The sequence below is a fragment of the Rhodococcus sp. 1163 genome, from assembly GCF_002091985.1.
Classification (GTDB): domain Bacteria; phylum Actinomycetota; class Actinomycetes; order Mycobacteriales; family Mycobacteriaceae; genus Rhodococcoides.
This window is the reverse complement of record NZ_MKKX01000020.1, coordinates 263,741-283,846: the sequence shown is the minus strand read 5'-3', so window position 1 is coordinate 283,846 and position 20,106 is coordinate 263,741. Positions and strand designations below refer to the sequence as shown.

Sequence of the window (20,106 nt, the reverse complement as noted above, 5' to 3'; positions counted from 1 at the left end):
CATGGACACGAGCAGGCGGGCGTACCGGACTCCGCGAGCTACGCGGAGCCGGTGTCGGTGTACGACGTGGGAGCCGCGAGGACATCGTCGATGCGGTACTTCTCGGCTGCCTCGACGGCCTTGGACCGATCGATCTCGCCCGACGTCGCCAGCGCAGACAACACTGCGACGACGATGGACTCGGCGTCGACGTTGAACACCCGTCTTGCTGCGGGACGGGTATCGGAGAATCCGAACCCATCGGTCCCGAGCGTGACGTAGTCGCCTGGAACCCACTGACGGATCTGGTCCGGGACCGCACGCATCCAATCCGATGCGGCTACAACTGGACCAGCAGCGCTCGACAGGGCCTGAGTGATGTACGGAACCCGCTTCTCGGCCCCTGGATCGCGCAGCGCATCCTTTTCCGACTCGACGCCGTCTCGGCGCAGTTCACCCCACGAGGTGACCGACCAGACACCCGAGCGGACGTGCCATTCGGATTCGAGTAGTTCGCGGGCCTTGCGGGCCGCGACGATTCCGACACCCGACGCGAGGATCTGCGCCTCCGGCCCGTCGCCCTCCTGCGGCTTCTCGAACAGGTAGATGCCCTTGAGCAACCCGTCGACATCGAGGTCCTCGGGCTGCGCCGGATGCTGATACGGCTCGTTGTACAAGGTGATGTAGTAGAAGATGTTCTCCCCGCCGAAGCCTGGCAGCAACTCACCGTCCGGCCCCTTTGTCCCGCCGTACATCCGGCGCAAGCCGTCCTTGACGATGTGCGCGATCTCGTAACCGAACGCCGGATCGTAGGTAACCGCGGCCGGGTTGGTCGACGCCAACAACAGCGAATGGCCGTCGGCGTGCTGGAGACCCTCACCCGTCAGCGTGGTGCGGCCGGCGGTGGCACCGAGGACGAATCCACGTGCCATCTGATCGGCTGCCGCCCACAGGCCGTCACCGGTCCGCTGGAAACCGAACATCGAGTAGAAGATGTACAGCGGGATCATGACCTCGCCGTGCGTTGCGTACGACGTTCCGACGGCGGTGAACGACGCCGTCGAGCCTGCCTCGTTGATGCCCTCGTGCAGGATCTGTCCGATCGAGCTTTCCTTGTAGGCGAGCATGAGTTCGGAGTCCACCGACGTGTAGAGCTGGCCGTTCCGGTTGTAGATCTTCAGCGACGGGAACCACGAATCCATGCCGAAGGTGCGGGCCTCGTCGGGGATGATCGGCACGATTCGGTGACCGATCTCCTTGTCCCGAAGCAGTTCCTTCATCACTCGCACGAGTGCCATGGTGGTGGCGACTTCCTGCTTGCCGGAGCCCTTGAGCAGCGTTGCGTACGTCTTGTCGTCAGGCTGTGGCAGCGGAGCCGGACTCACCCGACGCTCCGGAACGAATCCGCCGAGTGTCTTGCGCCGATCGAGCATGTACGCGATCTCCGGTGAATCTTTGCCGGGGTGGTAGTACGGCGGCATGTACGGATCCTTCTCGAGCTCCTCGTCGGAGATCGGGATACGTTGCAGGTCGCGGAAAGTCTTGAGATCGTCGAGGGTGAGCTTCTTCATCTGGTGCGTCGCGTTGCGGCCCTCGAAGAGCTTGCCGAGCGTGTAGCCCTTGATCGTGTGCGCCAGGATGACCGTCGGCTGGCCCTTGTGTGCCATGGCAGCGGCATACGCCGCGTGGACCTTGCGGTAATCGTGGCCACCGCGCTTGAGATTCCAGATCTCGGCGTCGGTCAAATCCTTGACCAGTTCTTTGGTGCGGGGGTCACGCCCGAAGAAGTGGTCGCGAACATAGCCACCGTCGTTGGCCTTGTACGTCTGAAAATCGCCGTCGGGCGTGGTGTTCATCAGGTTGACCAACGCGCCGTCGCGATCTGCATGTAGCAACGCATCCCACTCGCGGCCCCAGACGACCTTGATGACATTCCAGCCCGCGCCGCGGAAGAAGGACTCCAGTTCCTGGATGATCTTCCCGTTTCCGCGGACCGGGCCGTCGAGGCGCTGCAAGTTGCAGTTCACCACGAACGTCAGATTGTCGAGACCCTCCGTCGCGGCTACGTGCGCCAGACCGCGCGACTCGGGCTCATCCATCTCGCCGTCGCCCAGGAATGCCCACACATGCTGGTCGGAGGTGTCCTTGATCTTGCGATCTTCCAGGTAGTGATTGAATCGTGCCTGGTAGATGGCGTTCATGGGCCCGAGGCCCATCGATACCGTCGGGAATTCCCAGAAGTCCTGCATCAAGCGCGGGTGCGGGTACGACGGCAGACCGCCGCCGGAATCGCTGTGGCTGTATTCCTGACGGAAGCCGTCCATGCGCTCGGCAGGAATGCGTCCTTCGAGGAATGCGCGGGCATAGATGCCGGGGGAGGCGTGGCCCTGAATGAATATGTGGTCGCCACCGCCCGGGTGATCCTTGCCACGGAAAAAGTGGTTGAACCCGACCTCGTACAACGCTGCCGACGACGCATACGTCGAGATGTGCCCGCCCACGCCGACGCCGGGGCGCTGCGCGCGGTGCACCATGATCGCGGCGTTCCAGCGGATCCAGGCACGGTAGCGGCGTTCGACCTCTTCGTCACCGGGGAACCAGGGCTCGTTCTCGGTAGGAATGGTGTTGACGTAGTCCGTCGACGTCAGTGACGGCAGCGCGACCCGCCGTTCACCAGCCCGCTCCAGCAAACGCAGCATCAAGTACCGGGCGCGGGACGGGCCCGACCGCTCCAGCAGACCGTCGAAGGATTCGATCCATTCGTTGGTCTCGTCGCTGTCGATGTCGGGCAGATAAGACGCGACACCCTCGCGGATGACGCGTACTCGACCGTCCGAGCCTGTAGGCGCGGGTGTCTTGCCGGCAGCATGTGTGTTCTGCCGGTCGTCCTGGTTCAACTCGGACAACGTGTGTACTCCTCAATGTGGCGGTCGCTCGGTGGGGCAACCGTTCCAGGCCTTTCGCCTTCTGTGACGGCGATCGACATTCCTCATTCCGGTGATTCTCATCAATCCTCCTACACATCTCCGAGGCAGGTAAAGGAGAGTCCCAATACCCACCAGTAGAAATTTATCTACGCAACTTCGGCGCGGTCAGCTTGCGGATACGGCGCAAACCCTGTTCGCTTGCACTACTTCACCCACTATGCAAGGAGGTCACCACCGTGGTCGCCGCGGCGGACGCTCAGAACTACGCTCAGAAACTTGGTATCACTCGCGACTTGGTCGTTCAGGAACTGGGCTGGGACGAGGACACATACGACGATCTGCGTGCGGATGTCGAGGACACCATTGGTGGTGAGACCCTCGACGAGGACTCCGACGAGGTGATCGACGTAGTGCTGCTGTGGTGGCGCGACGGCGACGGTGACCTTGTCGACGCCCTCATGGACGCGATCGGACCTCTCTCGGACGACGGTTTCGTCTGGGTACTCAGTCCTAAAACCGGACTCCCGGGACACGTCGAACCGAGTGAAATCGCCGAATCGGCACCGACCGCAGGGTTGACGCAGACTTCGGCGGCCAATCTCGGAGACTGGATCGGTAGCCGACTGGTTCAGCCCAAGACGCGGGCAACCAAGCGGTAGTGCCCGAGAACAGGAATCCGATTCGATGCCACTCGAGGTAGGCGCACAAGCGCCGGACTTCACCCTCAAAGACCAGAACAATCAGGAAGTGAGCTTGTCGTCGTATCGCGGCGTCAAGAACGTCCTTCTGGTCTTCTATCCGCTAGCTTTCACCGGCACCTGCCAGGGTGAGCTATGCAAGGTGCGCGACGAACTGCCCAAGTTCGAGAACGATGATTCCGCAATCCTTGCAATTTCAGTGGGGCCGCCTCCGACGCACAAGATCTGGGCAGCAGAGCAGGGTTACACCTTCCCGCTTCTGTCCGATTTCTGGCCACATGGTGCCGTGGCGCAGGCGTACGGCGTCTTCAACGACAAAGCCGGCTTCGCCAACCGGGGAACGTTCGTCGTCGACAAATCGGGCGCTGTCCGTTTCGCCGAGATGAATCAACCCGGCGAAGCTCGTGATCCGTCTGCGTGGGACAAAGCACTGTCCGTTCTGGACACGTAGACGAACTTCGCCTCTTGTGAGTGGAAATGCGCCCCACCGGACACATTTCCACTCACAAGCAGGGCGTTGACATGCGGAATTGGAGAAATCGCTCAGACACGATAAATTTCTCCAAGCGTCACAAACGGTCTCGGCCCACATGTGACTCGGGCGTATAGCTCAGCGGTAGAGCTCTGGTTTTACACACCAGCGGTCGGGGGTTCGAACCCCTCTGCGCCCACCACTATTTACCCAGGTCAGCGGCCCTAAGCTCGCTCTTCGGCCAGTCCGCAAAGCTCGCCAGTCCGCAACTGGTCCGCAGTAGAAAATACCGGCGTCTGTTTGCGGTGCATTCCACGCGTTCACCGCCGATCACTCGAACGCCGCATCGAGCAGGCTTTGAGCCTTGTCGGTCTCGTCGGCGAACAGGTGGCCGTAGAGATCGGCAGTGAGTTTGAGCGAGTGGTGCCCCATCCATTCCTGTACCTGTTTCGGCGGTACCGCATTGCTCAGGCAGATGGACGCGAAACTGTGCCGGAGCGAGTGCAGCGTCACCGCATCGTCGATCCCGGCTAGTTCGGCCGCTGGCGCAAGGACACGCTTGGCGAAATTGTTTCTTCTCAGCGGCGAACCTGCCGCTGAAGTGAACACGTACTCGGAGCCGTCGCGACCGTCGCACACCTCGCGCAAGTGAGCCACTAGCCGAGCCGGTATCGGGACGGTGCGCTCACGATGATTCTTCGGACTGCCGACGACGAGCCGACCGCCCACCTCCGAGACAGCGGTGTCTATCCGTAGGGTTCGACGCTCGAGGTTCACGCGTGAGATCCGTAGACCGCTCAACTCACCGAAGCGCAGACCGCAACCGCCGAGCAGTCGCAGCGCGAGACCGCTTGCACTCGCTGGTGCGTCGGATGCCACGGCATCGGGTTCGAGGGACCGGCCCGCTTTCATGCGTTCGGTAGTTGTGCTCGCCCGGTGATCCGCAGCCCGAGCGAGGCGGTCGATCTCGGCAGCAGACAGAAACACTTTTTCGCTGGCGCGCATCTTCGGCAGCGGTACGTCCTTCGCCGGATTCGATCGGAGCCGCTTCGAACGCACGGCTATCTGAAGTATCTGGTGCAGCACCGCGTGACAGTGCCGCACCGACGACGCGGCAAGCGGGATACGTTCGCCGGTCGTCTTGTCTTTTCGCAGAGACGCGGCCGTGCCGTTGCTGAGCCCACCGACCCACGCCACGATCTCGTCGTGGTCGACGTTGCGTAGCTCGACCGAACCCCAGCGCGGTTCGACGTGGGTACGCCAGACGTTTCCGTACCCCTCTGCTGTCGACGCAGTTTTCGACGCGTTGCCCGCGAGCCACGACTGAGCGACCCAATGCACCGTGGCCGCGCTTTTGGTCGGGTCGACCCAATCCCCGCGGGTTACGGCCGCGCTTTCCTCGCTGAGCCACACCTTCGCCTGTTTCTGGGTGCGGAATGCCTTGGTGTGTTCCTGTCCGTCGGTGCCGACATATCGGGCGAGCCATTGCAGACCTTTACCGGCTCGAGCCGACGGTGAGCCGTCGCGCCGCTTCCACCGATCCTCGACGCGGGAGCCGGTTACCCGCTTTGTCGGAATGGATTCGTAAACAGCATCGGTAGGCATGAAACGAGAGTATCCGGTCCGCAATACATTAAGCGGTCGTGGGTGTGTGACGCACATCACAAAGGGCGTTTTTTGTTCGCACGGTGTCCGGTCCGTGTCCTGTCTGACCAGCGGCCCCTTTTCGGGTTGTGAACGGGTCGAGACGCAAGCCTTACACGTTCACGATCTGTTTTGTCAACTCGAAAGTCTCGAACATTTGTGGTCGGTCCTGCCGCTGTGCTTCTGTTGTTCTCACACGGCCCCAGCGGCTAAGGGGCACAGAACAATTCGAGGAGACACGCAATGGGAACCGACACGACGTTGACGATGTACCGAGCCGAGCTCGAGCGGTTGGAGCGGCTCACCATCGAGCAGGCCGCTGAATATCTCGGCATGAAAAAGGGTCTGCTCTACAACCACCGAAGCGCAGGCACCGGCCCCGCCAGCTACAAGCTCGGCAACCGGGTCATGTACGACCGGCGAGACCTGGATCTCTACATCGCTCGATGCAAAGCGGCCACCTTGGTCGGTAGCTGACAGCGGCACGGCAGCACCAAATCCACCACACACCACCACAGGAGTGCAGCGATGACTTATACCTAACCCTCGATACGGAGACCCGAAATGCCGCAAGCGATTGAGCATGAACCGATCCCGCAGGAACGACTGAGTCCAACGGTCGCAACGTCCGAGGACAACCGGAGATTCTCGGCGATAGTCCGCGAGTATCGGTCGGTCGAGCGGGAAGCGTCCGAGCGAGCAGCGGCCCGAGCAATCGCCGAATATCTGGTCGGCCGCGTGGGGGTTTACTTCCCGCTCGGTGAGCAGCAACTCGACACGTGGGCCGAGGTCCTGGACCGGCCGGAGGACATACCGGCCCAAGCTCTCGAGGCCGGCGGCGAGCACATATGGTTCGAGACCGCGGGGGACCGCTTTGTGAACGAAGCGGAATCGGCCGGCCGGATCTGGCGCTCGGATCACGCACTCAGTGGTTCTCCCGACGACGACGCGCCGCTCGTTCTGTTTCTCGAAATGAACTCAGCGACAACGCAATTACTCGATCCGTCGCACCTCGAGAGCTTCCCCGGAGTGGTCGTGTTCGATGCCGGGGTCGGGTTACCGACCGCTGAACTGTCCCGACGGTTCCATGCCGCTGGACTCAACCTCGACGACTTCGACCCACCATTGCCGGCGGTCGGGTGGACGGCCGAACTGTGCGAAGCAATGACCGGTACCGGCCCGATCTGGGAGACGGACGAACCAACCACCGAAACGATGACCGAGGAAGATATGCCCGATACCGCTGGACCAGATTCAGACGAGGCGGTGGACGATCTCGAGGACGACGACGCACCGACCGCGCTCGATCTGGTCAAGCTCCGCACCGGGCCGCGCGAGCCGCGGGTCATGCTCGAGAACGATCTCGTCGCCGAGGGACAGGTAACGAAGTTCGTCGCCGGGTCCGGTGTCGGCAAGACTGTTCTACTCGCAGACTTTGCTGTGCACTGGTCGTTGGGGTGCGCCGCACTCGACCGAGGCTCGGACGGTAAGGCTCGCGAACTCGACGGCCCGAAGCGTGTTCTCTACGTCGACGGTGAGGTCGGGCAACTGTGGTGGCGCGACTATCTCGACAGGATGGACGCACCGCTGGACCTGCCGAACCTGTTCGTGGTGAGCATGGAGTCGATCGCACCGCTGACCACAGCCGCGGGAGCGCGGGACATGGCGGGGCTGGTCGAGCGGTACCGGCCCGACGTCGTGATCCTCGATACGCTGTCGAGTTTCATCGACGGGGCCGAGAACGACTCGGACACGTGGATTACGTTCGATAACCGAATTACGTTGCCGCTCAAAGCGATGGGTCATACCGTCATCTACGCGGACCACAGCGGCAAGGATCCAAGTTTGGGAGCTCGAGGGTCGTCGGCGAAGCGATCCAAACTCGACGCCGAGTGGACGCTCACGGTCCCGCGCGCGGAGCGGCCGAACGATCTCACACTGACGCGGTTGAAGGATCGCAGCGGATCGCTACCCGAGCGGGTGAGTATCAAACGTCTGGACGGTCCGCTCGGTCACGTGCGGGTACGAAAAGACAAAGCGGGCCGTGTCCTCGGTGCTGTGTCGTCGCCGACCGCCGAAGAACTCGACTCAGCGGCCGACGCGCACAACGCCGATGCAGTCGTCGCCGAGGCTGTGTCGGGGCCGAAGGTGAGCGGTCCTCGCGATGCTCGGGAGAGAGCGTTGGTTGCGGAGTTGGACCGGCTCGAGATCCCTGTCGAGTGGGGTCGGGATCGTGCACGCACCAAAGCCGTTCCCAAGCTCGAGGGCAGTTACGAAACGTCGGTGTGGCGAGCGGCGCTCGCGTACCGAAAGCAGCGATAAAACGCTATGTCCAACTTGCGTCTCGATGCTCACGAAGCCACGCCGAACCGTGCCGAAATTGGCGAAAAGCTGACCGGGTCAGGTTTTTTGAGCGGACCTGGCCGGGCCAGGTTTCAGCGGTCAGGTTTCCAGCCGCGTTTGCGCTGGTCAGGCTGACCGGGTCTGACAGCGGTCAGGTGTTTTTCCCACCTGACCCGGTCAGGTCAGGTGTACGTAGTGCACCTGACCGGGCCGTGGGGCTCGGCAGGAATTGAGTAGGGCCGATATTCCGATCAATACGACCAATCAACTCGGGTCGACCGATCCGAGAAATCCCAACAGAGGAGCAACACAGTGAGCAGTACAGACAACGCCCAAGGAAGCGGCATCGAGTCGAGCGGATGGGATCGGGGTAGCCGAGGTTTCGCGGGTATCGGCGAGCGGGAAGCTCAGCAGATCGTCGGAAGTACCGATGCCGACGAGCACCGTCGGCAGGTAGCCGAGACCGCCGAAGCGGCAGAGCGGGAGCGGGCCGCGCACGAGCGGGATAGAGCTTCGGGCATTGGGGTCGGGCCGAGCTTGGACAATCCGCTCGGTCAGCGTCTCACCGACGGGCCGCTGCGAGGGCTCGCGCTCAACGCTGCAGCGGCTGGCAAGGTCGAGCACCGCCTCGACGAGGAACACAAGCACCTTCTCGGTCTGGCGGCCGGCCAGCGCGACGGTGAGCTACTGGGTGCCGCGTGGGAAGCGGCTACGGCCAAGCAAGCGGTTCCGGCGATCATGGTCCCCGCGCTCGAGTTCGATCGGTCGACGGTTCCTCTCACGCACCCGACAGCACGGCGTGCTGGTCTAGTCGAGCGGATGCGCGAGCATTGGGCTTTCGAGAACCGAGAGGCTGTTATGGCCGCTCGGAAAGACATCGAGGAAATCCTTGGTCGCGAAACAATCGAGATCCTCGAGTCCGCTGTCAGCGCATACCGAACGCTGGTGGATGCGATCGGCGAAACAGGGAACGCCGAGGCGGTGATAGCCGACGGACGGCCCGAAGTCCTCGCAGCGTTTCAAGAATGGCCGCGTCTCGTTGCCCGATGGAAGGACGCGAATTGTGTCCGCGTCTGGGTGGTGCTGGCAGAGAGCAACGGGTTTCAAGAGCGGCACCCAGACCGCTTGTTCAGGACAGAAACCCAGATGCTCGAGCGGGAGGTGTGGACCTCGCAGTTTGTCGGCCATGAGATCGACGTCGACACTCCCGAGGCCGCGCTTGCTTGGTACGCCGAACGCGAGACCGGTCTATCCATCACCGCTCACGCAGGGGTGTCCCTGTGAGCGGCTCGCGAGCAAACACAGGTGAGACCGGGATGGGTCGCCATCTCACCGATCCACCACTGAGTGCACAGCAGTCGATCCAAGCACAGCAGAGCAAGGCAGCGAGGGACCGCGAGAGTCCGGCACAGGTGACGAGCATCGGGTCTAAGCATGGCGACGAACTAACACGGATCGCACGCGACCCCAAGGTCCGTCAAGATTTCTTGACGCGTGAGAAAGCGGAGAGGGAGCAGCGCGACAGGGAGCGTGAAGCGGCGAGAGTCAAGCGGGCCAAGGAAGCACTCGAGCATCGAACCGAGATCGCAGATTCGAACGCCCGAGGCATGGCTCGATACGCAACGGGGACAGACACGCCGAGCTAGCCATGACACCACCACCACGCTCAGATCGACGCAGGCTCATCGACTTCGGTTGGTGAGCCTGCCGTCGTTTCGGTCGACGCAACGCGGGAGCGTTGACCTGAGCGGTGACTACCACCGAGGCGAGGCGAGGGGTAGGGGTGGGACCCCCTCCCACCCTCGCGCAGCGAAAGGCAGCAGGGTACTGCGAAATCTGCTGCCTTTCGTTCGTAAGAGTTTGTTTTCTGGCCCGTTTTAGGCCCCTGAGAGCCCCTGAGCAGGGCAAACGCAGCGCGAGGCAGGTCCGAAGGTGGCCGGCACCGCCACGTTGCACTGAGCAATAGTCGACCGATACGCCGAATACCCCTGCCGCTCAGCGGTTTACGTGTACGTGAGTTGGAAGATTCGCAATACCCATAGGGGGTACCCGTATCCTCGACAGATGAATAGAGACGCTGAAATAGGCCGCTGGCTGGTCGCAGAACGTGATGAATTGATCGACGAGCTCGAGCGCGACGGACTCGACGCGGTCCGTGTGATCGACGACCTCCGAGGCCAGATCGTCGACGCGGCGATCGAGCGGGAACTCGACACCGCCGGTATCAAGCGCACCGACGTTTCGGATCTGCTCGCAGCGGTCGATAGGTCGAAGTTCCTGAGCGGTGACGGGACGGTCGACGTTGCCCGCGTGAGAGCCGCTATCGGAGCGTTGGCCCGCTCGGTGACAGCGGAACGCCGACCACCACCGAGGTCGTCGGACAGCGCACAAAACCGCGGGGTCGGCCGCTACCGCGAGCAGGGTGCCCGAGGATGACCGGCAAGCGCCAGACCGCCGACACCGAGACCGTGCTCGAGTTCTATACCGCGAAAGCGGAAACGGCCGGGATTGTGCTCGAGGCTGACGATCTCGCGATAGTGGCAGACCTGCAGGCCAGCACGGACGACATAGCGGCATTGGACCGTGCCCTCAGAACCGACGGCCGAACGATCACGACACAGAGCGGAACGATCAAGGTGCACCCAGCATTGGCAGCGGTTCGGCAACTTCGAGTCACCCGCGCTCGGTTGGCCTCTGTGATCGACGCGCGGATCCTGTCGGCAACGGCAGGCACAGCGGGAACAGTCGGTGGACAGACCGGGGTACGCGGGGTTTACACCGGAAACGGCTCACCCAATCAGGCTCGCGACGCAAAAACCAACGCGAGACGTGGAGTCGGTCGTACCGCACGGCCGCGAGCCGGTAGGGGGGCCTAGTGGCTCGCCTAGCAACTTCTCGAGACAGCGGAACGAACGCGCAGTCGGGACCGCTCACGTTGGCCGACGTGCCCAAGCGGTTTCGGCCGAGCCGTTGGCAAAAGTTCCTCGACGAGACCTCGACCGGGCAGATCCGCGAGGCGGTCGACGCAGGAGTCGAGTCGGACCGAGCTCGAGAGATGCACGCAGCAGAGCGGCAACGTCGGGCATACACGCAGTGGCTCGAGGACCGAGACCTCACGACGTCGGCCGGTAGACCGATCCGCGGCTGGACTTCGACCGATCTCGCACGGTGGGAAGAGTCGCTGTGATCCCTACGTCGACCCCAAACCCAACGCTGGTGGTACCGGCCACCTGCCGCGCCGGCCACCACCTCGAACCGAGGACCACCAGCGTTCGCCATACCGGCGCCGACGCCGCGCGCTCAGGCCAGACACCGACCGGGTTCGAGTGTGTCGTGTGTGTCCGCTTGGAATGCTGGCGTGCGCAGTTTCCGAGCGGAGCGGTACCGGCCGAGTTGATCGAGCCTGAGAGTTACAAGCGGCAACGCGAGGTTCACGGACGGTCGAGGATGCCGAGATTTACGGCCTTGGTTCACTTCGAGTCGGGGTGGCAGTTCGCCGAACCGGACTCGACACCGCAGCGACGGGCCGAGCGTCGGCAGCAAGCCCAGGACGCACAGCGGGACGCCGAGGCCGAGCGGGAGCGCAGAGAGCGGGACGCAGCAGAACAACGTGAGCGCGCCGAACACCGCCAGCAGGCCGACGAGTCTCTGAGCCGTATCCGCGGATTGATGGGTCTCGCGTCGTGAACGAACACAGCGGCATGAACGAACCGAGCGCATTGAACGACGGGCCGCGCGGCGGTTACCTGTTCCGTCGACGCCCGAGACCGCCGATTATCGCGATCGGGTCGAAACACAGTCGCTTCGAGCAATCCACGGCGAAAACATGTTTCGAGTTGCTCAGCGTTCGGTGACTGTCACCGGTGAGCGGGATCTCCAGTCCGCAGCCAGTCCGCAGCCAGTCCGCAACTGGTCCGCAGAACTGAAAATAGAGGGAATGAAGCGATCGGATGGAAACGCCTGTTTGCGCTGGTCAATAGGGATAAAGAGTGGAAGTGAGCGGAAGTCCCCGGAAGTCGTCAAAACCGCATTTCCGCAGGAACCGGTAATTTACACACCAGCGGTCGGGGGTTCGAACCCCTCTGCGCCCACCACCTACTCGTCTTGTGCCGACGAACAGGCCCCGGGTATCAAACCGCCGTCGTACCTGCGATGTGATCTGCCAGTTCTGCGCCGGATCGAATGAATGCGCGCCGGCCGAGGGTCGAGTACGAAGCATCTCGGGACAAGAATGCCGATGCGAACGTTTCGATCTGTGCGATCAGCCCGAGGGCAATGATGCTTGCTTCCGCTGCCGGTAGCTTCTCGCGTGTTTTCTTGGCCGCCCGCGCGAAGATCGGAATCAGCGAGCCGCTGTTGTCGCGTCGGATCGCCTCCACCTGCTGACTCGCGCCCCTGGACTGTACGAAGTAGACAAGAGCGCGCGTTCGATTTTGCTCCAGCCACGTCATGAACGGTTCGACGAAGGCTCCCATACTGGCCGCCGGTAAGACTTCCTTGGTAGCGATACGTTCGATTTCGGCGATGTAGCCGGTGGAAAATTCGCGAAGCCCTTCGAGCAGGATCTCCTCACGGGAGGGGTAGTGGTAGTAGATCGCCGCCGAGGTCATATCGGCGGCAGTCGCGATGTCGACAACGGTCACGTCGTCGACCGGACCCGATGCGAAGAGTTCGAACGCCGCCTCGACGATGACTCCACGACGGGAAGGACGATGCGCAGGACGCCTCACTGTTGCTGACATTCACTCTCCTGGGACTCGGGTCATGCAAGACTAGTGCTTCGACTTACGGGGGTAAGGGGAGCGTTGATCGAGCAGGGGGCGAAGCAACAGGTGGAGAAGAAGTCACCGCACCGGCCATCTCGCAGAGAAGATATCGTCGACGCTGCCATTCGCGTCTTCGCTGCGAAGAGTTTTGCGGACGCCAGTGTTCAGGATGTTGCCGACGAGGCGGAAGTAGTGCCCTCGGCCGTGTACTACCACTTCGCGGGCAAAGACGAATTGTTCGAACTGGCGATGCGTCGGGTGCTGGACATGGTCGACGAAGTTGTGGCAGGTGTTCGGGCAGAGGAGGATCCCAACTCTGACCCGTCACTCGAAGCGATGATCGTCGCAGTGTGGCACTGGGTGGAGGCTCATCCGAACGAGTCGCGGTTGGTGCATTGTCAGATGCCGGGCGCGACGTCGGGGGCGGCAGCTGTCCGGCGAGAGTTCGAGGACCAGCATGTTCAGCAGGCCTTCGAGTACCTGTCGCCGAGTCCGGTACCCGCCAGCAAACGCGCTGCAGCGATCGAGCATGCATCGCACTCGTTGTCGACGAGATCGCTCATCGAACTACTGATGACGGTGCACACATTGCGCATGGACGACGGTCCGCTGAGTAAGCACCCATCGAAGAGTCTTCTGCGCGCACTGGTTGCGGTCTCGACACGGATCGTGTTCGCCGACTGAGGGTTCGGCTGATTGTCTTCAACGATCTCGAAGGTGCAACTTCTCGTAACGCGCCCGTTCGTCGTCGAGGGCAGCTCGCTTGCGATCACTCTGCAGATCCGCAGGTAGGCCGTGCACCTGGAGTCTTCTGCCGCGGTTGAGTTCCATGAACGCAACTGTGTAGAACATTGCGAGCAGAACGGAAAGCAACACCATGGACCCGCGGAGCCACAGTGCGCCAGGAAACAGCACGAGGAATCCAACGAAAATCGGTAGGAACGGAATCATCGAACGAAAGAGGTGGCGCGACACTGCGCCTTTACCGACTAGGTCGTTCCTCACCCAGTCCTGCATCGACGGAGGCAGACGCTTTCCCGCGACGTAGCCGAGCCACTGCACGAAATTCGGCTTGGTGGCGGCCGGTCGATTCTCGTTGCTTCGAAAAACCGGTGATGTCACGACAATGCTCCTGCTGTGATGGCAGCCCGGTTGATTCGTCCGAGCACTCGGTGAAGTTCTTCCAGTTCCGCGATGTCGACCCCCAGCTTCGCCACTACGGCGGGTGGAATCGCGACCGCTTCATCTCGCAGGGCGAGACCGGATTCGGTAAGGCGGATCTCTAGTTGGCGCTCATCGCTGCTGCTGCGGGTTCTGGAGATGAGGCCGTTAGCCTCGAGTCTTTTGAGCAGTGGCGAGAGCGTGGGTGAATCGAGCGACAGTGCGGCGCCGATCGATTTCACGGACATCGGTGACTCACCCCAGAGAGCAAGCATCACCAGGTACTGCGGATGAGTGAGACCCATCGGTTCGAGAAGTGGGCGATACACCGACAGCACCGCGCGGTTTGCCACGGCCAACGCGAAACACACTTGGCGGTCGAGTGCGAGGGGATCGTCTTCGGTGACAGGCATGAGTTCGAGTGTACGCGAATAGTTCGTACACTAAGCAATTAGTAATGATCGGGCGTGCTTCATACGCGTAACGCGGCCAATGCTCTGCCCAGATCTGTTCCAGACCTCCACGCACTCTCGACGCGAGGCGGGCCGGATGGACTCCATTGATCACCCGCGAAACCGATTGTGCGGCAGCCGGATTCGGTGATGGAAAAGGTGCTCGCATGGCGGCCGGCAGGTTTGCCGAAGGACCACCGATGTACGTGAGTCCATATCGGCGCAGGAGTGTTCAGCACATCCCGTAGGGCCTTCACTACCGGTTCGACGGCACTGTCGGGGTTCTGCAGATGCGCTCGCGCGCACTCGGGCGTCGTGTGGGCAACGAGCACCGGGGCACCGTCGCCGCGTCGAGCACCGTCATCGGCGACGAATTGGATGTCAGGATGTTCGTTGACGAACGCCGCGTCTCGAAAAGGCAATGTCAACGAATCGAAACCGAGGACGATCGCGATAACGGGGTCGTAGTCGACGGCGTCGGGAACAGGAGTGAGCCGCCCGGCCTGCGGATCGGGCATCGCGAGCACGACGTCGCCCGCGGGAAGTTCGGTGATGTCTTCGTGGTCCACCTCGATTTCGTCGAGAAGTGCACGGACCAGGGACCGGAGACCGTCCGGTGTCGCCCACCGTGTGGGTCCGGCGCTGGTGCCGGGGGCTTCGCCGGGGACGAGCACTCCGAACGTGTCGGTCCACGGTCGGGCCGAACCGGCACTGTGCCACCGATCTACGACGTCGGCGAACTCCGGGTCACGAACCGTGAAGTAACCCGCTCCGGCATCGACCCGACGGCCGTGCAGTAGCGGGGACGCCATTCGTCCACCGACAGCGCGACCACGCTCGACGAGACGAAACGGCACCTCGGCGGCACGAAGAACTGCGGCACACGCAGCGCCTGCCATGCCGGCTCCGACTATGGTGACAACGTCCGATGAAGGGCTCACGCCCTCAGCGTAGGCGTCGAACACGACACCTCGACGCGTGTGCGTTCTTTCGTCATGAGGCAGGGCGTGAGCTTTCCTCGACGCCAACCTCTTTCAGGTCCGGACTTCAGTACGCGTTGCGGTACAGCTCGGCGATATTGTCGGCCGTCGGCACCACCGGATTGTTCGACGGGGAGCCCGACGCCAGTGCCTGCTCCGCCATGAGCGGGATGAGTTCCTCCCAGCGTGCCTTGTCGATTCCGTAGGTGCTGGGTGCGGGTACCTCGACGGCGGCGCAGAGGGTAACGATGAACTCGATGAGCTTCGACGAGGCAACCTCGTCGGAGTCGGAACGTTCTGCGGCACCGAGCTGGCGTGCACAATCGGCGTATCGATCACGCGCGCCAGGGATGGAGAACTTGGTGACAGCAGGCAGAAGCATCGCGTTGGAAAGCCCGTGCGCCACATGGAAATGTGCACCGATAGGCCTGCTCATGCCGTGCACCAGGCAGACGCTCGCATTCGAGAATGCCATACCTGCCTGTGTCGACGCGTGCATCATCGCATCTCGGGCCTCGCGGTCGGACCCGTCACGATAAGCCCTCAACAGGAACAGACCGATCGACTTCATCGCGGACAGTGCGAGTCCGTCGGAGATCGGGTTCGCCTTCTTGCTGACATAGGCCTCGATGGCATGCGTCAAGGCATCGATACCCGTATCCGCTGTGAGGCGGGCAGGCATCGACATCGTGAGTTCCGAGTCCACGATCGACGCGATCGGCAGAAACGACAATCCCGGACACAGCATCTTTTCGTCGGTTGCTAGATCGGTGATAATGGTGAATTGCGTTGCTTCCGAACCGCTTCCCGCGGTAGTGGGGATGGCGATGATGGGAAGTGCTGGACCTGCGTAGCTGCGCGGCGCCTTGTACTCGCGCATCGCACCGCCCTGCCCGGCCAGCACCGCCAGCGCTTTGGCTGTGTCCATCGGACTGCCGCCACCGAACCCGATGACGACGTCGGCATCGTGTGCCTTCACCGCGTCGACGCCGGCCTGCAACGAGTCGGTCGTGGGGTCGGGGACCGTGTCGGAGAAGAGTGCCACCTTCTTGCCTGCTGCCTCGATGATGCCAATCAGTCGCTCGGCAGAACCGTTGCCGACCATGAATGCATCGGTGACGAGTAGCGGGCGTTCGACATTCAGGTCCACTAGAACCGACCCGAGTTCCTCGACGGCGCCTGGGCCGAGCTTCAGAAATCTCGGAAACGAGATGTGGGCAACCATGGTTCGACTCCTCTTATCGGCACAAGAGCGCAACTGACTGCACACTACTGTCCGCTTTCGACGCGATCCCGCCGTTTCGGCCCCGGATTGTGCAGTGAGGTGCGGGATCGTGCAGTGAGGTGCAGGATCCGGAACCGTACAGTGGTGCGGGTGGATATCGGTCGGTGGCGCAGCAGGCTCCCGGTGACACGTCCGTCGGACGGCGAGCTCGTGGGATGGACGTTGTCGGAGAACTACGACGAATACTGCGTCGATGCTGTCAATCCGGTCGGTCATCTCGTCGCGACCGGACTGCATGTGCTCGATGCTGCCGAAGTCCTCGTCACGGCGGGGCTCTCGTCACTGTCGGTGCCCTGTTGGGCGTTTGCGCCGATACCTATTTCACGTGAGACCGACCTGCGCAGCCCCGAACCGTCCTGGCGGTGGCGCCGGATGGTGCTGGTCCAGCTGGATGACACTCGCGTGTGGATCCGTCCGGGATATCCGAGCTGGGAAGAGCGCCGCGTCGAACTCCCCATTGTCATTCCGGCAGATGATGTGCTGGTGACCGATCCGCCCGACGGGCACGAATGACGCACGGCGATTCCTCGCCTACGGTGAGGGAATGACTGTGGAAGATTTCGGTGGCCGTCGTACCGTCGCGGCAGAAGAGCTGCTCGTCCAGGTAGGCGACTATTCGCTCGTGGATGAAGCGGGGGATTCGCGAGGGCGCATCGAGTCGGTCGGTCAGGAAGGCTTGTCGGTCGTCGTGACTGTCTCCGACGGTGGTGAACCGGTGACCTTGACGTTCGAACCAGAGGCGCTGGTGACGATCGAGCCTTACGACGGCGGCAAGGCCCCTGTCGTTCCCTGAGTTGGGCCGGATGCCGCCGGGTTTGCCGTTGCTGCGTTCAGACGCTTCTGCGCTCTACGACGCTGACCCCGGACGACCACGAACGTCAAGAGCGCGAACAGCACGATCGCGATGACTGCGCCGACCAGGCTGGCACCCCGAAATCCGGGAGCTTCGGTGTCGAGAGTTCTTTCACCCGCGTGGGAAGCATTGTTGCCGCCGAGAACGATCGAGAGCGTCAGCAGGTTCGGAACAGCAGTCGCGACGGCCAGCACGAGGGCAATGATGGCGATGACTTTGCCGCCCCGGCGTTTGCGGACGGCCCATGCCACCGTGAACAACAGCAATGGCACCAATGTGCAGAGAGTGCCGAACGTCAAGCCCCAGAAAATACCTTTGCTGAACGCCTGATCGGAAAGATTTCCGACGCGGATGCTCCACCATCTCGGCAGGAACGCTGCGAGGATGAAGTACGCGATCACCAACGCCAGCACGCCTACGCCTATGACGATGCTCTTCTTGGCCCAGCTAGGCATGCCGGTCGTCGTGGTGGTGGGGGTCGTGCCTTCGGCAGTCATACGGTCGATTCTAAGGGAGCACACGCTGGGCGAGCGGTTGGATGCTTCCGACGTCGACGGTTCTCCAAGTAAGACTCCGGCAATGGCACGCGGTGTGCCCGCCCACTGCACCGGCTCGGCTTCCGGCTCGCTACCGTCGAACCATGAACTGTCGAGTCGTGAAGGATGGCGCGAGGGACCCACGATCACGTGCCGCGGGGCTGGTACTCGGGCTCGCCCTCGACCGGGGGCTGGGGGATCCACGACGGTTCCACCCTGTTGCAGGCTTCGGCCGGATCGCGGGACTGCTCGAATCGAGTACCTATCGGGATTCGAAGTCGGCAGGTGTCGTTCACACGGCGACGCTGGTGGGAGGCACCATCGGATTGGGCGTGCTGGCGGCGTCGTTCGCGCGTCGACGCGGCGGTATTGCCGACACCGCGATGACCGCAGCCGCCGCCTGGGTAGCGCTCGGCGGGACATCACTGTCCCGCACGGGATCACAGATGGCCCGCCACCTCGAGGCAGACGATCTCGACTCTGCGCGTGCGTTGCTTCCATCGCTCTGTGGTCGAGATCCGAGTGTGCTCGACACCGACGGGCTGGCACGGGCATCGCTGGAATCGATTGCCGAGAACACTTCCGACGCCACGGTCGGTGTCATGTTCTGGGGCGCTGTGGCAGGTGTGCCCGGCATTCTCGGGTACCGGGCGATCAATACGTTGGACGCGATGATCGGGTACCGCTCTTCGAGGTACCTGCGCTTCGGTTGGTTCGCCGCACGCCTCGATGACGCAGTGAACCTGATCCCGGCTCGACTGACCGGTATCTCGACGGTGATTACAGCACCCTTGGTGGGCGGACGATCGACGGAGTCCCTGCGTGCCTGGCGCCGTGACGCCTCACGTCACCCGAGCCCCAATGCCGGTGTGGCCGAGGCAACTGCTGCGGGTGCACTCGGAATCAGCCTCGGGGGCCGCACCGAGTATGCGCACGGCGTGGAGATACGGCCAACCCTCGGTCACGGACGTGCTCCGACGCCGAGCGATCTGGATAGGGCTGCAACGCTGTCCCTCATCGTGCAGGTCGCCACGACTGTGGTGTCAGCTGTTCTTGCCGTAGCGATCGGCCAAGCGAACATCGTTGGCCGATCGATTCGATGACTCCGTCTTGGACTTCGACTTCGAACGTCGTTCTCTACGAGTGGGCAACGTGAATTCGGGTTCCGCGTCTTGCCTGCTCGTCGATGGTGTGTCCGCGGAGGGATCGGTCGAGTCGACTGAAGACGATGCGGTGTCGAGGATGTCCTGCTGCTTGGACTTGCGTCGCTCACGCCACTCGGCACGGGCGAAGTACGCGAGCCCGAGTGGTGCCATGATGCCGAAAGCAAGCCATTGCAGGCCGTAGGACAAGTACGGCCCGGACTCGGTCTGCGGGAGTTCGATCAGCCCTAGACCACCGGGTTGAGCGTCGTCGAGTTGCAAATACCCGTCGACGGCATCGACACCGACAGCCGTTCCGATCTGCTCCGGATTGATGTTGTAGACCTGCAGACGCCCGGCTTCCTCGATCGGCTCACGTGAGGTGCCCTCTGCCTGACGAAGTCGAGCGTCGAGGGTCAGCTCCCCGGTAGGCGGCGGATCGATGGGTGGAGGCTGCGTTCCCTGCACAGGTAGGACGTATCCGCGATTGACGAGGACGATCTGCCCGTCCTGGAGTTGAAACGGTGTGATGACTTCGTATGCAGGCTGTTCACGGATGCTGCGTAGACGAACCAGCGCTTCTTTGTCCTGAAGGTACGAGCCCGTGGCGACCACTCGCCGCCACTCGTCGTTCGAGGAGAATCCGGTCGAGCCCAGAACTTCGGAAATATCGACCGGCTCGGCATTCACCGACTGGTCGATCAGCGCGTTTCGTTGTGTCGTCGCAGTGTTCTTGCCCAGCTGCCATGGGGCGAGAACCGAAAAGCAGAAGTAGGCGAACATGGCAACCACAGCTGCCAACGCCAACCAGCCTGGACGGAGCAGAAATCTGAACCTTCGCACGCCTCTAGGTTAGCCTCAGCGACCA

General features: G+C 62.5%; 23 protein-coding genes and 1 tRNA gene. 15 read left to right on the top strand and 9 right to left on the bottom strand.

What is annotated here, in order from left to right; all coding sequences use genetic code 11:
• Nucleotides 1–38: 38 nt before the first annotated feature.
• Nucleotides 39–2,885 (bottom strand): pyruvate dehydrogenase (acetyl-transferring), homodimeric type, encoded by a 2,847-nt coding sequence (gene aceE, locus BJD99_RS10280; RefSeq protein ID WP_084346700.1) that lies wholly within the window; start codon nucleotides 2,883–2,885, stop codon nucleotides 39–41.
• 257 nt (nucleotides 2,886–3,142) lie between these two features.
• On the opposite strand from aceE, the gene BJD99_RS10275 reads away from it, so the two are divergent.
• From BJD99_RS10275 to BJD99_RS10265, 3 genes are all read left to right on the top strand, one after another.
• Nucleotides 3,143–3,565 carry a DUF3052 domain-containing protein gene (locus BJD99_RS10275; RefSeq protein ID WP_084346699.1) on the top strand — a complete coding sequence of 141 codons (423 nt, stop codon included), beginning with the start codon at nucleotides 3,143–3,145 and terminating at the stop codon, nucleotides 3,563–3,565.
• 25 nt (nucleotides 3,566–3,590) lie between these two features.
• On the top strand, nucleotides 3,591–4,055 hold the full coding sequence (locus BJD99_RS10270; protein ID WP_084346698.1) for a peroxiredoxin: 465 nt from the start codon (nucleotides 3,591–3,593) through the stop codon (nucleotides 4,053–4,055).
• 148 nt (nucleotides 4,056–4,203) lie between these two features.
• Nucleotides 4,204–4,278, top strand: a tRNA-Val gene (locus BJD99_RS10265).
• 128 nt (nucleotides 4,279–4,406) lie between these two features.
• On the opposite strand, the gene BJD99_RS10260 is transcribed toward BJD99_RS10265, so the two are convergent.
• Nucleotides 4,407–5,681, bottom strand: coding sequence for a site-specific integrase (locus BJD99_RS10260; protein ID WP_179142272.1), 1,275 nt, complete (start codon nucleotides 5,679–5,681; stop codon nucleotides 4,407–4,409).
• A 282-nt stretch (nucleotides 5,682–5,963) separates the two neighbouring features.
• Between BJD99_RS10260 and BJD99_RS10255 the strand changes: the two genes are divergently transcribed.
• The 8 genes from BJD99_RS10255 to BJD99_RS20750 all read left to right on the top strand — a co-directional run bounded on the left by BJD99_RS10255 (nucleotide 5,964) and on the right by BJD99_RS20750 (nucleotide 11,750).
• Nucleotides 5,964–6,197 carry an AlpA family transcriptional regulator gene (locus tag BJD99_RS10255; protein WP_084346696.1) on the top strand — a complete coding sequence of 78 codons (234 nt, stop codon included), beginning with the start codon at nucleotides 5,964–5,966 and terminating at the stop codon, nucleotides 6,195–6,197.
• A gap of 87 nt (nucleotides 6,198–6,284) precedes the next feature.
• On the top strand, nucleotides 6,285–8,042 hold the full coding sequence (locus tag BJD99_RS10250; RefSeq protein ID WP_084346695.1) for an AAA family ATPase: 1,758 nt from the start codon (nucleotides 6,285–6,287) through the stop codon (nucleotides 8,040–8,042).
• A 333-nt stretch (nucleotides 8,043–8,375) separates the two neighbouring features.
• Nucleotides 8,376–9,347 (top strand): hypothetical protein, encoded by a 972-nt coding sequence (locus BJD99_RS10245; protein ID WP_084346694.1) that lies wholly within the window; start codon nucleotides 8,376–8,378, stop codon nucleotides 9,345–9,347.
• Nucleotides 9,344–9,709 (top strand): hypothetical protein, encoded by a 366-nt coding sequence (locus BJD99_RS10240; RefSeq protein ID WP_084346693.1) that lies wholly within the window; start codon nucleotides 9,344–9,346, stop codon nucleotides 9,707–9,709. Before BJD99_RS10245 ends, BJD99_RS10240 begins: the two co-directional genes overlap by 4 nt.
• A 418-nt stretch (nucleotides 9,710–10,127) precedes the next feature.
• Nucleotides 10,128–10,499 (top strand): hypothetical protein, encoded by a 372-nt coding sequence (locus BJD99_RS10235; protein WP_084346692.1) that lies wholly within the window; start codon nucleotides 10,128–10,130, stop codon nucleotides 10,497–10,499.
• Nucleotides 10,496–10,939 (top strand): hypothetical protein, encoded by a 444-nt coding sequence (locus BJD99_RS10230; RefSeq protein WP_084346691.1) that lies wholly within the window; start codon nucleotides 10,496–10,498, stop codon nucleotides 10,937–10,939. The genes BJD99_RS10235 and BJD99_RS10230 overlap by 4 nt, the downstream gene beginning before the upstream one ends.
• Nucleotides 10,939–11,250 carry a hypothetical protein gene (locus tag BJD99_RS10225; RefSeq protein ID WP_084346690.1) on the top strand — a complete coding sequence of 104 codons (312 nt, stop codon included), beginning with the start codon at nucleotides 10,939–10,941 and terminating at the stop codon, nucleotides 11,248–11,250. Before BJD99_RS10230 ends, BJD99_RS10225 begins: the two co-directional genes overlap by 1 nt.
• A 260-nt stretch (nucleotides 11,251–11,510) precedes the next feature.
• On the top strand, nucleotides 11,511–11,750 hold the full coding sequence (locus BJD99_RS20750) for a hypothetical protein (protein ID WP_143542104.1): 240 nt from the start codon (nucleotides 11,511–11,513) through the stop codon (nucleotides 11,748–11,750).
• Nucleotides 11,751–12,193: 443 nt separating this feature from the next.
• On the opposite strand, the gene BJD99_RS10215 is transcribed toward BJD99_RS20750, so the two are convergent.
• Nucleotides 12,194–12,805: a TetR/AcrR family transcriptional regulator gene (locus tag BJD99_RS10215; protein ID WP_084346688.1), complete on the bottom strand. Its 612-nt coding sequence runs from the start codon at nucleotides 12,803–12,805 to the stop codon at nucleotides 12,194–12,196.
• Nucleotides 12,806–12,868: 63 nt separating this feature from the next.
• Here BJD99_RS10215 and BJD99_RS10210 point away from each other — a divergent pair, with 63 nt between their 5' ends.
• A complete protein-coding gene (locus tag BJD99_RS10210; RefSeq protein ID WP_084346687.1) occupies nucleotides 12,869–13,513 on the top strand; it encodes a TetR/AcrR family transcriptional regulator in 645 nt (214 codons plus the stop codon).
• A gap of 18 nt (nucleotides 13,514–13,531) precedes the next feature.
• Here the strand turns inward: BJD99_RS10210 and BJD99_RS10205 are convergent, their stop codons facing one another.
• The 4 genes from BJD99_RS10205 to BJD99_RS10190 form a co-directional block, all read right to left on the bottom strand.
• A complete protein-coding gene (locus BJD99_RS10205; protein WP_084346686.1) occupies nucleotides 13,532–13,951 on the bottom strand; it encodes a DUF5313 family protein in 420 nt (139 codons plus the stop codon).
• Entirely contained in the window at nucleotides 13,948–14,403 is a 456-nt protein-coding gene (locus BJD99_RS10200; protein ID WP_084346685.1) for a MarR family winged helix-turn-helix transcriptional regulator, read from the bottom strand. Before BJD99_RS10200 ends, BJD99_RS10205 begins: the two co-directional genes overlap by 4 nt.
• Nucleotides 14,404–14,462: 59 nt before the next feature.
• Nucleotides 14,463–15,383, bottom strand: coding sequence for an NAD(P)/FAD-dependent oxidoreductase (locus BJD99_RS10195; RefSeq protein WP_256895588.1), 921 nt, complete (start codon nucleotides 15,381–15,383; stop codon nucleotides 14,463–14,465).
• Between the two features lie 106 nt (nucleotides 15,384–15,489).
• Entirely contained in the window at nucleotides 15,490–16,647 is a 1,158-nt protein-coding gene (locus BJD99_RS10190; RefSeq protein WP_084346684.1) for an iron-containing alcohol dehydrogenase, read from the bottom strand.
• Nucleotides 16,648–16,797: 150 nt separating this feature from the next.
• Here BJD99_RS10190 and BJD99_RS10185 point away from each other — a divergent pair, with 150 nt between their 5' ends.
• Together BJD99_RS10185 and BJD99_RS10180 are read left to right on the top strand one after the other, a co-directional pair.
• Complete coding sequence (locus BJD99_RS10185; protein WP_256895587.1) at nucleotides 16,798–17,220, top strand: hypothetical protein; 423 nt, start codon at nucleotides 16,798–16,800, stop codon at nucleotides 17,218–17,220.
• Nucleotides 17,221–17,251: 31 nt separating this feature from the next.
• Nucleotides 17,252–17,500 carry a hypothetical protein gene (locus tag BJD99_RS10180; RefSeq protein ID WP_084346682.1) on the top strand — a complete coding sequence of 83 codons (249 nt, stop codon included), beginning with the start codon at nucleotides 17,252–17,254 and terminating at the stop codon, nucleotides 17,498–17,500.
• On the opposite strand, the gene BJD99_RS10175 is transcribed toward BJD99_RS10180, so the two are convergent.
• A complete protein-coding gene (locus tag BJD99_RS10175) occupies nucleotides 17,467–18,057 on the bottom strand; it encodes a permease (protein WP_084346681.1) in 591 nt (196 codons plus the stop codon). The two genes, BJD99_RS10180 and BJD99_RS10175, sit on opposite strands and share 34 nt — an antisense overlap.
• A 158-nt stretch (nucleotides 18,058–18,215) precedes the next feature.
• Between BJD99_RS10175 and BJD99_RS10170 the strand changes: the two genes are divergently transcribed.
• On the top strand, nucleotides 18,216–19,199 hold the full coding sequence (locus tag BJD99_RS10170) for a cobalamin biosynthesis protein (RefSeq protein WP_256895586.1): 984 nt from the start codon (nucleotides 18,216–18,218) through the stop codon (nucleotides 19,197–19,199).
• Here the strand turns inward: BJD99_RS10170 and BJD99_RS10165 are convergent.
• On the bottom strand, nucleotides 19,140–20,081 hold the full coding sequence (locus BJD99_RS10165) for an SURF1 family protein (RefSeq protein WP_084346679.1): 942 nt from the start codon (nucleotides 20,079–20,081) through the stop codon (nucleotides 19,140–19,142). The two genes, BJD99_RS10170 and BJD99_RS10165, sit on opposite strands and share 60 nt — an antisense overlap.
• Between the last annotated feature and the right edge of the window lie 25 nt (nucleotides 20,082–20,106).

What these genes read in the sequence shown, in the direction of transcription:
- BJD99_RS10270 (WP_084346698.1), top strand. Translation starts at nt 3,591, where the DNA reads ATGCCACTCGAGGTAGGCGCACAAGCGCCGGACTTCACCCTCAAAGAC.
- BJD99_RS10260 (WP_179142272.1), bottom strand. Translation starts at nt 5,681, where the DNA reads ATGCCTACCGATGCTGTTTACGAATCCATTCCGACAAAGCGGGTAACC.
- BJD99_RS10255 (WP_084346696.1), top strand. Translation starts at nt 5,964, where the DNA reads ATGGGAACCGACACGACGTTGACGATGTACCGAGCCGAGCTCGAGCGG.
- BJD99_RS10250 (WP_084346695.1), top strand. Translation starts at nt 6,285, where the DNA reads ATGCCGCAAGCGATTGAGCATGAACCGATCCCGCAGGAACGACTGAGT.
- BJD99_RS10235 (WP_084346692.1), top strand. Translation starts at nt 10,128, where the DNA reads ATGAATAGAGACGCTGAAATAGGCCGCTGGCTGGTCGCAGAACGTGAT.
- BJD99_RS10230 (WP_084346691.1), top strand. Translation starts at nt 10,496, where the DNA reads ATGACCGGCAAGCGCCAGACCGCCGACACCGAGACCGTGCTCGAGTTC.
- BJD99_RS20750 (WP_143542104.1), top strand. Translation starts at nt 11,511, where the DNA reads ATGCCGAGATTTACGGCCTTGGTTCACTTCGAGTCGGGGTGGCAGTTC.
- BJD99_RS10215 (WP_084346688.1), bottom strand. Translation starts at nt 12,805, where the DNA reads ATGTCAGCAACAGTGAGGCGTCCTGCGCATCGTCCTTCCCGTCGTGGA.
- BJD99_RS10200 (WP_084346685.1), bottom strand. Translation starts at nt 14,403, where the DNA reads ATGCCTGTCACCGAAGACGATCCCCTCGCACTCGACCGCCAAGTGTGT.
- BJD99_RS10190 (WP_084346684.1), bottom strand. Translation starts at nt 16,647, where the DNA reads ATGGTTGCCCACATCTCGTTTCCGAGATTTCTGAAGCTCGGCCCAGGC.
- BJD99_RS10180 (WP_084346682.1), top strand. Translation starts at nt 17,252, where the DNA reads ATGACTGTGGAAGATTTCGGTGGCCGTCGTACCGTCGCGGCAGAAGAG.
- BJD99_RS10175 (WP_084346681.1), bottom strand. Translation starts at nt 18,057, where the DNA reads ATGACTGCCGAAGGCACGACCCCCACCACCACGACGACCGGCATGCCT.